Annotated in this window: 16 protein-coding genes; all 16 read left to right on the top strand. The window is 27.5% G+C overall.

All coding sequences use genetic code 11. The features are described from left to right. The first annotated feature begins 6 nt into the window (after positions 1 to 6). The 16 genes from fliJ to A3M9_RS0100835 are packed head-to-tail and all read left to right on the top strand — an operon-like array spanning position 7 to position 13,073. The gene (gene fliJ, locus A3M9_RS0100910) at positions 7 to 447 is read left to right on the top strand and encodes a flagellar export protein FliJ (RefSeq protein ID WP_027307534.1); all 441 of its coding nucleotides are present in this window, start codon (positions 7 to 9) and stop codon (positions 445 to 447) included. Continuing rightward, positions 444 to 1,628 (top strand): flagellar hook-length control protein FliK, encoded by a 1,185-nt coding sequence (locus A3M9_RS0100905; protein WP_027307533.1) that lies wholly within the window; start codon positions 444 to 446, stop codon positions 1,626 to 1,628. Before fliJ ends, A3M9_RS0100905 begins: the two co-directional genes overlap by 4 nt. A gap of 14 nt (positions 1,629 to 1,642) precedes the next feature. Then, complete coding sequence (locus tag A3M9_RS15045) at positions 1,643 to 2,077, top strand: flagellar hook assembly protein FlgD (RefSeq protein ID WP_051350531.1); 435 nt, start codon at positions 1,643 to 1,645, stop codon at positions 2,075 to 2,077. A gap of 11 nt (positions 2,078 to 2,088) precedes the next feature. Beyond that, positions 2,089 to 3,021, top strand: a complete 933-nt coding sequence (locus A3M9_RS0100895) for a flagellar hook-basal body complex protein (RefSeq protein ID WP_027307532.1) — start codon at positions 2,089 to 2,091, stop codon at positions 3,019 to 3,021. A gap of 13 nt (positions 3,022 to 3,034) precedes the next feature. Next, positions 3,035 to 3,238 carry a flagellar FlbD family protein gene (locus tag A3M9_RS0100890; RefSeq protein WP_027307531.1) on the top strand — a complete coding sequence of 68 codons (204 nt, stop codon included), beginning with the start codon at positions 3,035 to 3,037 and terminating at the stop codon, positions 3,236 to 3,238. Next, positions 3,235 to 4,044 (top strand): motility protein A, encoded by an 810-nt coding sequence (locus A3M9_RS0100885; protein ID WP_027307530.1) that lies wholly within the window; start codon positions 3,235 to 3,237, stop codon positions 4,042 to 4,044. The genes A3M9_RS0100890 and A3M9_RS0100885 overlap by 4 nt, the downstream gene beginning before the upstream one ends. Further along, positions 4,037 to 4,771, top strand: coding sequence for an OmpA family protein (locus tag A3M9_RS0100880; RefSeq protein ID WP_027307529.1), 735 nt, complete (start codon positions 4,037 to 4,039; stop codon positions 4,769 to 4,771). The genes A3M9_RS0100885 and A3M9_RS0100880 overlap by 8 nt, the downstream gene beginning before the upstream one ends. Positions 4,772 to 4,773: 2 nt before the next feature. Then, entirely contained in the window at positions 4,774 to 5,220 is a 447-nt protein-coding gene (gene fliL, locus A3M9_RS12895) for a flagellar basal body-associated protein FliL (RefSeq protein ID WP_051350530.1), read from the top strand. Between the two features lie 9 nt (positions 5,221 to 5,229). Continuing rightward, positions 5,230 to 5,556: a flagellar biosynthetic protein FliO gene (locus A3M9_RS0100870; RefSeq protein WP_027307528.1), complete on the top strand. Its 327-nt coding sequence runs from the start codon at positions 5,230 to 5,232 to the stop codon at positions 5,554 to 5,556. Then, complete coding sequence (fliP, locus tag A3M9_RS0100865) at positions 5,553 to 6,311, top strand: flagellar type III secretion system pore protein FliP (RefSeq protein ID WP_027307527.1); 759 nt, start codon at positions 5,553 to 5,555, stop codon at positions 6,309 to 6,311. Before A3M9_RS0100870 ends, fliP begins: the two co-directional genes overlap by 4 nt. A gap of 8 nt (positions 6,312 to 6,319) precedes the next feature. Beyond that, positions 6,320 to 6,589, top strand: a complete 270-nt coding sequence (gene fliQ / locus A3M9_RS0100860; protein ID WP_027307526.1) for a flagellar biosynthesis protein FliQ — start codon at positions 6,320 to 6,322, stop codon at positions 6,587 to 6,589. A 4-nt stretch (positions 6,590 to 6,593) separates the two neighbouring features. After that, positions 6,594 to 8,408, top strand: a complete 1,815-nt coding sequence (gene flhB / locus A3M9_RS0100855; RefSeq protein WP_027307525.1) for a flagellar biosynthesis protein FlhB — start codon at positions 6,594 to 6,596, stop codon at positions 8,406 to 8,408. A gap of 15 nt (positions 8,409 to 8,423) precedes the next feature. Then, positions 8,424 to 10,490 (top strand): flagellar biosynthesis protein FlhA, encoded by a 2,067-nt coding sequence (gene flhA / locus A3M9_RS0100850; protein WP_027307524.1) that lies wholly within the window; start codon positions 8,424 to 8,426, stop codon positions 10,488 to 10,490. Next, positions 10,487 to 11,539, top strand: coding sequence for a flagellar biosynthesis protein FlhF (gene flhF / locus A3M9_RS0100845; protein WP_027307523.1), 1,053 nt, complete (start codon positions 10,487 to 10,489; stop codon positions 11,537 to 11,539). Before flhA ends, flhF begins: the two co-directional genes overlap by 4 nt. 2 nt (positions 11,540 to 11,541) lie before the next feature. Then, on the top strand, positions 11,542 to 12,411 hold the full coding sequence (locus A3M9_RS0100840; RefSeq protein WP_035165604.1) for a MinD/ParA family protein: 870 nt from the start codon (positions 11,542 to 11,544) through the stop codon (positions 12,409 to 12,411). After that, positions 12,408 to 13,073 carry a flagellar brake protein gene (locus A3M9_RS0100835; protein WP_027307521.1) on the top strand — a complete coding sequence of 222 codons (666 nt, stop codon included), beginning with the start codon at positions 12,408 to 12,410 and terminating at the stop codon, positions 13,071 to 13,073. Before A3M9_RS0100840 ends, A3M9_RS0100835 begins: the two co-directional genes overlap by 4 nt. Positions 13,074 to 13,080: the final 7 nt, after the last annotated feature.

The raw sequence follows: 13,080 nt of genomic DNA, 5'->3' as shown, positions 1-13,080 counted from the left end.
ATAAATATGAACTATAAATTTAAATTAGAAAAGCTATTGGAATTAAAATGTAAAAGAGAAGACTCTCTCAAATTAGAAATGTCTGAATATTTGAATAAGATAAAGATAAAAAAAGATCATATAGAAAATATAAAAGAAAAAATAAATTTTAGCAAAAATAATAAAATTAATTCAGCATTTAGCTATGATTTGAAAAATTATATTAGTTATATAAATTATTTAGAAAGCAAACTCATTGAAGAACAAAAAAACCTTATTATATTAGAAAATGAACTTGAAAAAATAAAGGAACAGTTAATAAATGCCACAAAGGAAAGAAAGGTATTAGAAAATCTAAAGGAAAAATCTTATAACGAATTCTTATCTGAATTAAATAAAATTGAAAATAAAATAATTGATGAAATGGCAATAATCAACTATTTTAAAAAGAATGGGGGGATTATATGAAAATAGATAAAATTCAAGCATCAACCCCAAATTTTATTAATAGTAATTTTTCTAACTATGAACCAAAAGAATTATCAAATTTTAATGATTTATTATTAAATGTACTTAATACTGAAATACCTCAAATAAATGAAATTAACTTAAAAAATGATGTTTTAGATAAAATAAAAAAATTGTTGTATTTAATGAATAATTCCAATGATAATTTATTTGAGTTTAATAATGAAAAATTGAATCTAAACGAAAATGATTATAAAGAATTATCTATTATTTTATTTTATCTCCAACAACAAACCAAAGTAAAACATAGTGACATAGAAATAAATACAATGGAAACACAAAATAAAAATCGATTAAATTTAACTAATACTGAATTTAATCCTACTACTTTTGAAAATATTCCTTTAGATTACAGAAATGTTAAATATAATAACATTAAAGATAATGATATATTTAATAACTTACTAATAAATAAAAGTGAAAAAATACAAACAAACAATACCTTTTTAAGTTTAAATGAAGTAAGAAATTTAATCAATAATATAGTGAAAAAGGAAGAAATTAATCCTTTAACACAAGAGCTTAATATCATTATGCCAAGGTACTCATTTAAGATCCAAAATGATAAGAATATGAATCAATTAATATTTGACGAATTAGAAAATAATGTAGACATCTTAAAAAGTTTAGATGATCAATCCATTTTAGTTGATGAATTACCTATTACTGAGTCTCAATTATTAAATGACAATAATTTTATAAATACAGTAAAAGTAGATAATAAAAACTTTATTATGTCTAACAGTAGTTTTTATCAAATTGAAAAAATAAATGAAATTTTTAACATAGTTGCAAGTAAAATTAGAAATATAAAAAACGAAGATATATATGAATTAAAAATAAATCTTAAACCAAGAGAACTTGGGGAAATAAACATTAAAATTTCCTATGATAATGGTAATGTTAATGGATTAATAATAGCAAATAATAGGGAAGTTGCTAACTTACTGAAAGAAAATATAAGTTATTTAAGGGAACAAATATATAATAATAGCTATGAATATAAAGAAATAAATCTAAATGTACAAACGGATAATCATAATAATAACCATAATAGTAACAAAAATCAAAATCAAAAAAAGAAAAATCATAATAACAAATTTATACTTGAAGATGAATAAAAAGGTGGTGTAATATGGAAATCAATAAAATTTTAAATGATTCTAACCTTAACATAAGAAATAAAAACTCAATATTAGATAAGAATGCTTTTTTAAAAATTTTAACTGTACAATTGTCAAATCAAGACCCTTTAAATGCTAAAGATAATACAGAATATGTAGCACAAATGGCACAATTTTCAGCTTTAGAACAAATGCAAAATCTTAATTCCACTATGGAAAAACTATATGCATCACAAAGATTTAGTCAAGCAATAAATATGATCGGAAAGGAAGTAGAGGTTATCGAAAACAATATAATCAAAAAAGTATTTATTGAATCAACAAAAGTAATTGGAAATAATGTATACTTAATTTCTGATGGATATCAATATAATCTTGATGATGTAATTAGTATAAACTCATTTTTAAAAGAAGATAGTACAAAAGACGAAAATTTAAATAAATAGGAGGAGATAAAATGCTAAGATCATTATCTGCAGGGGTAAGTGGAATGAAGTCTAATCAAATCAAAATGGATGTTATTGGTAATAATATTGCAAATGTTAATACTATAGCGTTTAAATCTGGTAGAGTGACATTTAAAGATATGCTTAGTCAAACACTTCAAGGTGCAAATGAACCAACTAATAATTTTGGTGGTTCTAATGCAAAACAAGTAGGTATAGGAACAACAATTGCAAGTATTGATACAAATATGAATCAAGGTGCTCTTCAACCTACTGGAAGAGCAACAGATTTAGCAATTGAAGGTAATGGTTTCTTTATTGTAAGTGACGGATTGGAAACGAGATATACGAGAGATGGTTCCTTTACCATTGATAAAAATGGAGCATTAGTTACATCAGAAGGCTTACATGTTAGAGGTGTTCTAAATACAAGTATACAACTAAATGAAGGAAAATTAGAAGGAACTCCAGATTTTACTCCTGGAGAAGAATCATTAGAACCTGAAGAAATAACAGCAGATACAACTCTTGATCAATTAAAAGATATTTATATCCCATTAGAAGCTACAATAGGAGGTTCAGAACAACCTATTAAATTGACAAGCTTTTCTATATCAGAAGATGGTACAATAAAGGGAATCTATGGAGACAAAACTATTACAATAGGAAAAGTAACACTTGCTGCATTTCAAAACCCTGCAGGTTTAATGAAAATGGGTGGTAATACCTACAGTGTATCAGCAAACTCAGGAGATGCAAAAATTGGATTACCAAAATCATCGGGTTATGGTAAAGTTCAACAGGGTCTGCTTGAAATGTCTAATGTTGATTTAGCAGAACAATTTACTGAAATGATTGTAACAAGTAGAGCATTTCAGGCTAACTCAAGAACCATTACTACTTCTGATGAATTATTACAAGAACTATTAAACCTAAAGAGATAATGAGGTATAAGGTATGATCAAGTTAACAGGTTTAAACAATAAAGAATTTTATTTAAACTGTGATCTTATTGAAAAAATTGAAGTTACTCCTGATACAGTAATTACAACTACAACAAATAAGAAATATGTAGTCATTGAAGATCCTCAAACTATAATTCAAAGAATCATTCAATTTAAGATAGCGTATATGTCAACAAGACCGGAGGTAATAAAATGAAAAAGAATGATTTTTCAACTGCTGCAGGTCTACTTTTAGGAACAGCTGCCGTTATATTTGGTATGCTTCAGGGTGGAAGTTTAAAAACGTTTTGGGATGCACCTTCACTTTTTATAACGGTTTTTGGTTCTCTTTTTGCAGTTATTATATCCTTCCCCTTTGATACTGTAAAAAGGCTACCTGCAGTATTAAAAAATGCCTTTATAGATAAACATACACCAGCAGATGAATTAATAATAACATTCGTTGAGCTTTCAAAAAAAGCAAGAAGAAATGGTTTATTATCATTAGAAGATGAAATCTCTAAAATTGAAGATGGCTTTCTAAAACAAGGAATTCAAATGGTAGTTGATGGACTTGAACCTGAAACTATTAAAGACATTCTTGAGTTAGAAATAGGAGAAATGGAAAAAAGGCATCAAAGCGGTATTGCTGTATTAAAAGCTTGGGCAAGCTTAGCACCAGCCTTTGGTATGATTGGTACCCTGATTGGACTTATACAAATGTTGTCTCAACTTCAAGATCAATCAAAGCTTGGGCCTGCAATGGCAGTATCACTTATTACATCCTTTTATGGTGCACTTTTAGCCAACCTTGTTTTTACTCCATTAGCAAATAAATTAGAGCTAAAAAGTGAAATAGAATCCAATAGAAGAGAAATGATGCTTGAGGGGATTTTAACAATTCAGTCAGGTGTAAACCCAAGAATATTGGAGGATAAGTTAAAAACATATCTTTCACCAACTGAGAGAAAAAGATATCAAGAAAATATAATACAAGGAAATGCGGTGACTGAAAATGAGTAGAAGAAAAAAGAAACAAGAATCTGGGGGAGGAGGCGAATGGCTAACAACATATGCCGACCTTATGACTTTACTTCTAACCTTCTTCGTTCTTCTATATTCCTTCTCTACAATAGATGCAATTAAATTTAAGGAAATATCCTGGTCATTAGCTAAAGCACTTGGTGGAAAAACAGGTGTAATTAATAATGGTGGAAATTTAGGCCCAGTCCCAATAAATCAAAACCCTGGAGATGGAATTAAAAATAGATCTGAACTTGAAAGTAGTGAAACAACAAGACTTTTCAATGCAATATCTAAAGAAATTGAACAAAATAATCTGAAAACTAAAATAACAATAAAGGAAGATGTAAGGGGAGTAATTATTGAACTTCAAGAAAAAATACTTTTTGATCCAGGTAAGGCTGTATTGAAGGAAGAAAGTATTCAGACCCTATCCAAAATAGCAGATATACTAAAAAAATATACAAACGAAATAATTGTAGAGGGTCATACTGATAATGTTCCTATAAACACAGGTTACTATAAATCAAACTGGGAACTGTCAGCAGATAGAGCAGTTAAAGTTACACGTTTTTTAGTTGAATCGAAGGGAATAGATCCTAAAAAAATTCAATCTGTAGGGTGTGGAGAATTTAGACCAATAGCTTCTAACGATACACCTGAAGGAAGGAAAAAAAATAGAAGAGTAAATATATTAATTCTAACAAAGGATAAGGGGAGCAAGTAAAAATGAGTGAACAAAAGGGAAATAAATTATTAGTTTTATTAGTAGTTATTACGTTAATATTAGTTATAGGACTTGGAATTGTCCTTGGTTATTTTATATTCTTTAAGGACAAAACAAACTCATCTACTCAAACTAACATAAAGGTTGAAGAAAAAATAATGGACTTAAAGGAATTTGTTGTAAATTTATCAGATGAAGATAAAACGTATATAAGAATAACTATATCATTAGCATATGATAAGAAAAACAAAAAACTTGATAAAGAATTACCAAATAAAGTACCTGCAATAAGAGATGTTATTATAGAGATACTAAGAAAAAAGAAAACTGCAGACTTCAATTCTAACAACATAGATAATATTAAAAAAGAATTAATAAAAGCTATTAATAGCAACTTGACTAATGGAGAAATAATAAATATATATATTCAAGATATAATAATTCAGTAGGTGAATGATATGAATTATATAATTTATGCCTTTAAAATACTATTAATACTCCCCTTTATTCTTCTTTTAATTGTTTTAACAACCAAAATATTAAATAATTATCAATATAAATCAAAACATATTAAGGTAATAGATAGAGTTCAAATAGCTCCAAATAGTTATATATTATTAATTAAAATAATTGACAAAACATATGTTATGTCTACAAACAACAATGAATCTAAAATTCTATTTGAAATAGAAAATCCATTAGAATTAAATGAAGAAGATAGGGGATTTAATTTATTGAATTTTATGAAATACAACTTAAATTTAAAGAGGGAAGATAAAGAATGAAAAGGAAAGTAAAAGTTATATTCTTAATATTAACTATTTTTTTATTTTCAGGTATTGCCTATGCTCAACCAGTCAATTTGACTGTTCCAAAAGTAAATATATCTGTAGATAACGCAACAAATCCAAAGGATTATGTTGATAATATAAAATTATTAATCCTTTTAACAAGTTTAAGTTTTATTCCTTCAATAATACTTTTAATGACATCTTTTACAAGAATAATTGTTGTATTTGGTTTTTTACGTAATGCACTTTCAACACAGCAATCGCCTCCAACACAGGTTCTTATAGGCTTGGCACTATTTATGACTTTCTTTATTATGTCACCAGTATATACAAAAATAAACAATGATGCTATAAAACCATATGTTGAAGGTAAAATAACTCAAAGTGAAGCAATAGATATAGGCAGTAAACCACTGAAGGATTTTATGTTGAAACAAACCAGAGAAAAAGATTTAGCACTATTCTATAAATACAGTGGGCTACAAAAGCCTTCTAATAAATATGATGTACCTTTTAACATTTTAATACCAGCCTATGTTATAAGTGAATTAAAAACTGCTTTTCAGATGGGATTTTTAATCTATGTTCCTTTTATTGTTATAGATATGGTAGTGGCAAGTGTTCTTATGTCAATGGGTATGTTTATGTTACCTCCTGTTTCAATTTCGCTTCCGTTTAAAATACTACTATTTGTATTAGCAGACGGATGGCATTTAGTCGTTAAAACATTAATCGAAAGCTTTATGTAGGTGATTTTATGAGTGAAAATTTTATTCAATATATAGGAAAAGAAGCTATTTTTACCGCATTAAAGGTAGCTGCACCAATTTTATTAGTTTCTATGATTATAGGACTTATAATTAGTATTTTCCAAGCAGTTACTCAAATACAAGAACAAACATTAACATTTGTACCTAAAATGTTAGCTATTATATTTGTATTACTATTACTTGGGCCCTGGATGTTGAATACTTTAGTAAATTTTATAGAAACTATGATAAATAGTATGTTATATATAATTAGGTGATATAATGCAAAATTTTATTATTTACTTTTTAATTATTATTAGAATAACAGCAATGATGATTGTAGCTCCATTCTTTTCAGTAAGAAGTATACCAAATATAGTTAAAATAGGATTTTCATTAATCTTATCCAGTTTAGTTGTTTCAATATACAATTTGCCATTTAATATTAGTATAAATAGCAACTTTGATTTATTTATACTAATATTAAATGAAATAATAATTGGACTTTTTATAGGTTATATAGCTTTATTTGTATTTAATGCCATCAGAATATCGGGGCAGTTTATTGATTTTTCAATTGGTTTTACAATGTCTCAATATTATGATCCAAACACTAATAGTACATCAACTAACATCGAGAGATTTTTTTATTGGTTATCTTTAGCTATATTTGTTACACTTAATTTTCACCATATTATATTATCGGCAATTATTAAAAGTTTTGAAGTCATACCGTTAGGTTTTTTCTTAAATAATGAAAAAATTTTTATATCCTTTATTTATTTTTTTAGTAAAAGTTTTTATTTAGGAGTGAAACTTGCTGCACCTATTGTATTAGTTTTATTTATAACTGAATTTACAATGGGACTTATTGCACGTGCAGTACCACAAATAAATGTATTTATTTTAGGTATGCCAATCAAGGTTATTGTAGGCCTTTTATCAATTTCTACAATTCTTGGAGGCCTAATTCATATGTATATAAAATTATTTGAAGGATTAAATGGCGATTTTTTAAAATTTTTTAGTTTGTTCCCTGTAATTGTTTTAGCTACAGATGATAAAACAGAAGAACCTACACCTAAAAAACTAAAGGAAGCAAGAGAAAAAGGGCAGGTTGCAAAGAGTATAGACTTAACTTCATCTATTATCTTAATGGGAGCAACAGTAATTTTAATAATATTATCTGATTTTTATTTTGAATATGGCAGAGCATTTATAAATCAAAGTTTTAGTCTAATTAACAAAAATGAACTAACCTATAAATCCATAATGTCTATAGTTTTATTTATGATAAAAAATGGGCTTATTGCTTCTATGCCAATTGTTTTTACGGTTATGATATTAGGTATTATATCTAACATTGCTCAAATTGGACTTATTATCTCGAAGGAAGGATTAAAACCACAGCTATCTAAGTTAAACCCGATTAATGGTTTTAAAAGATTTTTTTCAAAACGCTCATTTATAGAACTATTTAAATCAATTGCAAAAATATCAGTTATTGCCTATTATTCTTACAAATATGTTTCTTCTGTGATATTTGATATATTAAAAATATCTGATTTAAATCCAGAGGGTATTATTCCTTTTGCATCAAAAATAATAAATGGTCAATTAATTAGGCTTGTTTTTATATTATTTATACTTGGAATAATTGATTTTGTAATACAAAAACGTCAGCTAAAAAAAGAATTAAGAATGTCTAAAGAAGAAATAAAGGAAGAAATGAAGCAGACTGAAGGGAATCCACAAATTAAATCTAAAATAAAACAAAAACAAAGAGAAATAGCAATGAGAAGAATGATGCACGAAGTTCCAAAGGCAACAGTTGTTGTAACAAATCCAACACACTTTGCTGTTGCATTAAAATATGAAAAGGGACAAAGTGGTGCACCTAAAGTAATTGCAAAAGGAAGTGACTTTTTAGCCTTAAAAATAAAAGAAGTTGCTAATAAAGCTAATGTACCTATAATAGAAAACAAAGAGGTTGCAAGAAGTCTTTATTATAAATGTGAAATAAATGATGAGATACCTATTGAACTATACCAAGTGGTTGCTGAGATTATAGCATATATCTATAGCTTAAAGAAATAGTGAGGGTGAAATATAATGGACTTCAATAAAAATAATAATATTATAAAAAAATATCTGGATGTTATAGTTTCATTACTTGTGGTTCTTATAATTTTTATGATTATTATTCCATTGCCACCAACTGTTTTAGATATTCTTCTTGCTGCGAACTTAACCTTTTCATTAATAATTCTTCTTTTAACTATGTTTACTACAGATGTACTTGAATTTTCTGCTTTCCCAACCATTCTGTTAGTGACTACATTATTTAGGTTAGGACTTAATATTTCATCCACAAGATTAATATTAGGACGTGGAGAAGCAGGAAAAATAATAGAAGCATTTGGTAATTTTGTCGTTGGTGGAAACTATGTTGTTGGTTTTATTTTATTTATTATAATAATTGTTATTCAATTTGTGGTTATTACTAACGGAGCAGGTAGAGTTGCTGAAGTATCTGCAAGATTTACACTTGATGCAATGCCAGGAAAACAAATGAGTATAGATGCTGATTTAAACGCAGGAATTATAACTGAACAAGAAGCTAAAATAAGAAGAAAAAAGCTTCAGCAGGAAGCTGATTTCTATGGTGCAATGGATGGTGCTAGTAAATTTGTAAAAGGAGATGCGATTGCAGGAATTGTCATTACAATAATAAACCTTATTGGTGGAGTAATAATTGGAATGATATTTTTAGGTCTTCCTGCACTTGAGGCATTGAAACATTTCGCACTCTTAACAGTTGGAGATGGACTTGTAAGTCAAATTCCAGCATTACTTATATCTACAGCATCAGGTATTATAGTAACAAGAACATCAAGTGATGTTTCATTAGGTAAAGAACTTTCAACACAATTTACCTCGTATCCTAAAGTATTAGCAATTGCAAGCTTTATAATGTTTTTAATGGCCTGGATACCCAATTTACCAGCACCAGCATTTTTAATTATGTCTGGAGCAACTGGTTTTTCTGCATATCTTCTATCTAAAGAAAAGAAAAATCAGGAAATATTAAGTGAAGTAGCAACTTCTGAAATACAAGCATCTCCAACAAGAGAACCAGAAAATGTTCTACATTTGTTAAATGTAGAACCACTTGAAATTGAAATAGGTTATGGTTTAATTCCTCTTGCTGATATATCTTCAGGCGGTGATCTTTTAGACCGAATTGCAGGGGTAAGACGTCAGTGTGCTGTTGAACTTGGAATTATTGTTCAACCAATAAGAATAAGAGATAATCTACAACTTGCTACTAACGAATATAGAATAAAGATAAAAGGTACAATAGTAGGTAAAGGTGAAATATTATGTAATCATTTTCTTGCAATAGATGCCTCTGGAGAAGGATTACCTATTGATGGTATCAAAACTATAGAACCAGCATTTGGCTTACCTGCTGTATGGATTCCTGATAATAAAAAAGATGAAGCTGAAATTATGGGTATTACAGTTATTGATCCTACAACTGTACTTGTAACTCATTTAAGTGAAATAATTAAGAAACACTCATACGAACTATTAGGTCGACAAGAAGTAAAATTATTAATTGATAATATAAAGGAAAGCTATCCTGCAGTAGTTGAAGAATTAATTCCAAATCTTATGAGTTTAGGTGAACTTCAAAAGGTTCTTCAAAACCTATTACGCGAATTAGTACCAATAAGGGATTTAGTTACAATTTTAGAAACATTAGCTGATAATGCAGTTTTAACTAAAGATACTGAACTTTTAACAGAATATGTTAGAATCGCATTATCAAGAACTATATGCCGTAATTTAATTGATGAACAAGGAGTAATTCGTGTTATTACTTTAGATATAAATTTAGAAAATATGATTTCTGAAAACATTCATAAATCATTACAGGGATCATATCCAGCTTTAGAACCTAATATAACTACACAAATTTATCATTCTATTAAGGATAACATTGAATTAAATCAATTTAATAATGATATCCCTGTGATTTTAGTAAATCCAAAAATAAGACCAGCTTTTAGAAGAATGATAGAGATGGTATTCCCTCAAGTTCAAGTTTTATCTATGAATGAAATACCAACTGACATACAAATAGAAACCATAGGGATGGTGACATTACAATGATAATTAAAAGATATATAGTTGATAATATGAACGAAGCAATGACAAGAATTCGCTACGAATTAGGAAATGATGCAGTAATAGTAAGTCAACGTAAAATTAGACAAAAAGGTATATTAGGTTTTTTTAAGCCTAAGAAAATTGAAGTAACAGCAGCAGTAGATGATAAAAAACAAAAAGAATCTACGATTAAAACAATTGAACTTGAAAAGGAAATTAAAGAATTAAAATATTTAATAGAAAACATAAATAATCAATCAATAAAACAGACAAATAAACAAAGTGAAGTTAATAAAAACAAGTTCAAACAAAACCTAATTAATTCTGGTGTTCCAGAGGAAATAGCAACTGAAATAATTGATTCTATAAAACAAAAAAATCAAGGCAAAAAAATGAATCAAAAGATTTATCAAAATGAATTTAAAACTTTTTTAAATACAATAATTAAAACAAATAAATTCGACGATGGGAAAATACATGTCTTTGTTGGTCCAACTGGTGTTGGGAAGACTACAACTATAGCTAAATTAGCCAGCTTGTTTTCGCTTTATAAAAATAAAAAAGTTGGACTTATTACTGTAGACACCTATAGAATTGGTGCCGTTGAACAGTTAAAAACATATGCTGAAATATTAGGTATACCCTTTAGTGTAATATATTCCATAAATGAAATTAAAAAAGTATTATCTGAAATGACAAATTGTGATATAATCTTGGTAGATACAACAGGAAGAAACAGCAAAAACGTTATGCAAATTCAAGAAACAAAAAGACTAATTCAAGAAATTAATCCAGATTATGTTCATTTGGTAATAAGTATGATTACAAAGGAAAAGGACATAAAACGTATTGTAGAAGATTATAAAATGTTAGATTATAACAGTATAGTTTTAACTAAGATAGATGAAACCAGTTATTATGGTTCTATTTTAACAACAATATATTATGCAAATGTTCCTGTATCTTATATAACAACAGGCCAAAATGTTCCAGATGATATTGAAGAAGCAGAAAAAGAAAAACTAATAAACATGATTTTGGAGGCTGAATAGCCATGGATCAGGCACAAAGATTAAGACAATTAGTAGAAAGAAAGAAACAAGAATTGCAACAAAAAAGGTTTAAAGTAATAACAGTATCAAGTGGAAAGGGAGGAGTTGGCAAAACAAGCTTTGTTGTTAACTTTGCTACTGCTCTTTCTAAAAGAGGTTTAAAAGTTTGTGTTCTTGATGCCGATTTCGGTATGGCAAATGTCGATATAATGTTTGGATGTATGTCAAAATTTAGTATAATAGATGTTTTAGAAGGAAATAAATCAATTGATGAAATTATTTTAAAAACAATAGATGGTGTCGAAATAATGCCAGGTGGTTCTGGTTTAAGTAAAATTTATACTATTGATGAAGATAAAAAAAATCAAATAATATCACAATTTGACAAATTAAATGATTATGATATCTTAATTATAGATACGGGTGCAGGTGCTTCAGAAAATGTATTAAAATTTATTGAAATAGCTGATGAAGTTATTGTTATCACAAATTCTGAACCTACTGCACTAACAGATGCCTATAGCCTTATAAAAATTATTTATTTAAATAATTTAAATTCAAACATTAATATTGTTGTAAATAGAGCAAAAAACAATCAAGATGCCGAAGAAACATTTAATAAAATTTGTTATACTGTTAAAACTTTTATTGGTAAAAACATTAAATACTTAGGATATATTGTGGAAGATATAAAAATAGGACAAGCTATTAAAAAACAAACACCTTATGTATCGGAACATCCAAACACTGAATTTTCACTATGTATAAACAAAATCGTTGCTAAAATAATGGGTATTGAAGAAAATAACAAAAATAAATATACTTCATTTAAAGATTATATAACAAAATTATTTAAGGCGGTGGGGAAATGAACTTATCTATTAATTTAAAAATTAATCAAAACATCGAAATTATAGATGATGAAGTTACCTATAAAAGTATTGTTCAGGATATAAATAAGGATGGTATGTGTATTAGCTATCCTATTCATCATAATAAACCACTTCTTATACATTCAGGCAGTGTAATAGAATTTTATGTTACAACAGAAAGAGATATTGTAAAATGCAAATCTGTAGTTTTAGGAAAGAAAAGAGAAGAAAACATTAATTTGTTAGTTTTAAGTTTACCAGAAGTTATAGAGAGAGTCCAAAGAAGAGAATATTTCAGACTACCTATTACAATGCCAATTAGATATTATGGGCTACCTAAAGATAGGATATACACATCCTTAAGGGATGTACCTTCTGGATATTTTTCAAGATTAATAAATTCAGTTTCATTAGATATAAGCGGTGGTGGAATCAAAATTGTTTCAAACGAGATCCACAATCCTGGTGAGTATGTAATAATATCTATTAATATACCACAAGAAATAAATATTTTATGCTCTGTAGTAAGAATTGAAAATACAGAAGAAAAAAATAAATTTAAGTTAGCATTGAAGTATGAAGGTATAGAAGAAAAAACTAGAGATAAAATAATACAATTTATATTTAATAAATTACGTGAACAAAGTAAACTGCTTAGATAGGAGTGAT

This window comes from Caloramator sp. ALD01, assembly GCF_000472625.1.
In the GTDB taxonomy this organism is placed as follows: Bacteria; Bacillota; Clostridia; order Clostridiales; family Caloramatoraceae; genus Thermobrachium; species Thermobrachium proteoclasticum.
The sequence above is the reverse complement of the archived record's forward strand: the minus strand, read 5'-3'. Positions and strand labels throughout refer to the sequence as shown.

Bases quoted from the DNA above. Each gene is read 5' to 3' on its own strand.
- fliJ (WP_027307534.1), top strand. From the start codon at position 7: ATGAACTATAAATTTAAATTAGAAAAGCTATTGGAATTAAAATGTAAA.
- A3M9_RS0100905 (WP_027307533.1), top strand. From the start codon at position 444: ATGAAAATAGATAAAATTCAAGCATCAACCCCAAATTTTATTAATAGT.
- A3M9_RS15045 (WP_051350531.1), top strand. From the start codon at position 1,643: ATGGAAATCAATAAAATTTTAAATGATTCTAACCTTAACATAAGAAAT.
- A3M9_RS0100895 (WP_027307532.1), top strand. From the start codon at position 2,089: ATGCTAAGATCATTATCTGCAGGGGTAAGTGGAATGAAGTCTAATCAA.
- A3M9_RS0100890 (WP_027307531.1), top strand. From the start codon at position 3,035: ATGATCAAGTTAACAGGTTTAAACAATAAAGAATTTTATTTAAACTGT.
- A3M9_RS0100885 (WP_027307530.1), top strand. From the start codon at position 3,235: ATGAAAAAGAATGATTTTTCAACTGCTGCAGGTCTACTTTTAGGAACA.
- A3M9_RS0100880 (WP_027307529.1), top strand. From the start codon at position 4,037: ATGAGTAGAAGAAAAAAGAAACAAGAATCTGGGGGAGGAGGCGAATGG.
- fliL (WP_051350530.1), top strand. From the start codon at position 4,774: ATGAGTGAACAAAAGGGAAATAAATTATTAGTTTTATTAGTAGTTATT.
- A3M9_RS0100870 (WP_027307528.1), top strand. From the start codon at position 5,230: ATGAATTATATAATTTATGCCTTTAAAATACTATTAATACTCCCCTTT.
- fliP (WP_027307527.1), top strand. From the start codon at position 5,553: ATGAAAAGGAAAGTAAAAGTTATATTCTTAATATTAACTATTTTTTTA.
- fliQ (WP_027307526.1), top strand. From the start codon at position 6,320: ATGAGTGAAAATTTTATTCAATATATAGGAAAAGAAGCTATTTTTACC.
- flhB (WP_027307525.1), top strand. From the start codon at position 6,594: ATGCAAAATTTTATTATTTACTTTTTAATTATTATTAGAATAACAGCA.
- flhA (WP_027307524.1), top strand. From the start codon at position 8,424: ATGGACTTCAATAAAAATAATAATATTATAAAAAAATATCTGGATGTT.
- flhF (WP_027307523.1), top strand. From the start codon at position 10,487: ATGATAATTAAAAGATATATAGTTGATAATATGAACGAAGCAATGACA.
- A3M9_RS0100840 (WP_035165604.1), top strand. From the start codon at position 11,542: ATGGATCAGGCACAAAGATTAAGACAATTAGTAGAAAGAAAGAAACAA.
- A3M9_RS0100835 (WP_027307521.1), top strand. From the start codon at position 12,408: ATGAACTTATCTATTAATTTAAAAATTAATCAAAACATCGAAATTATA.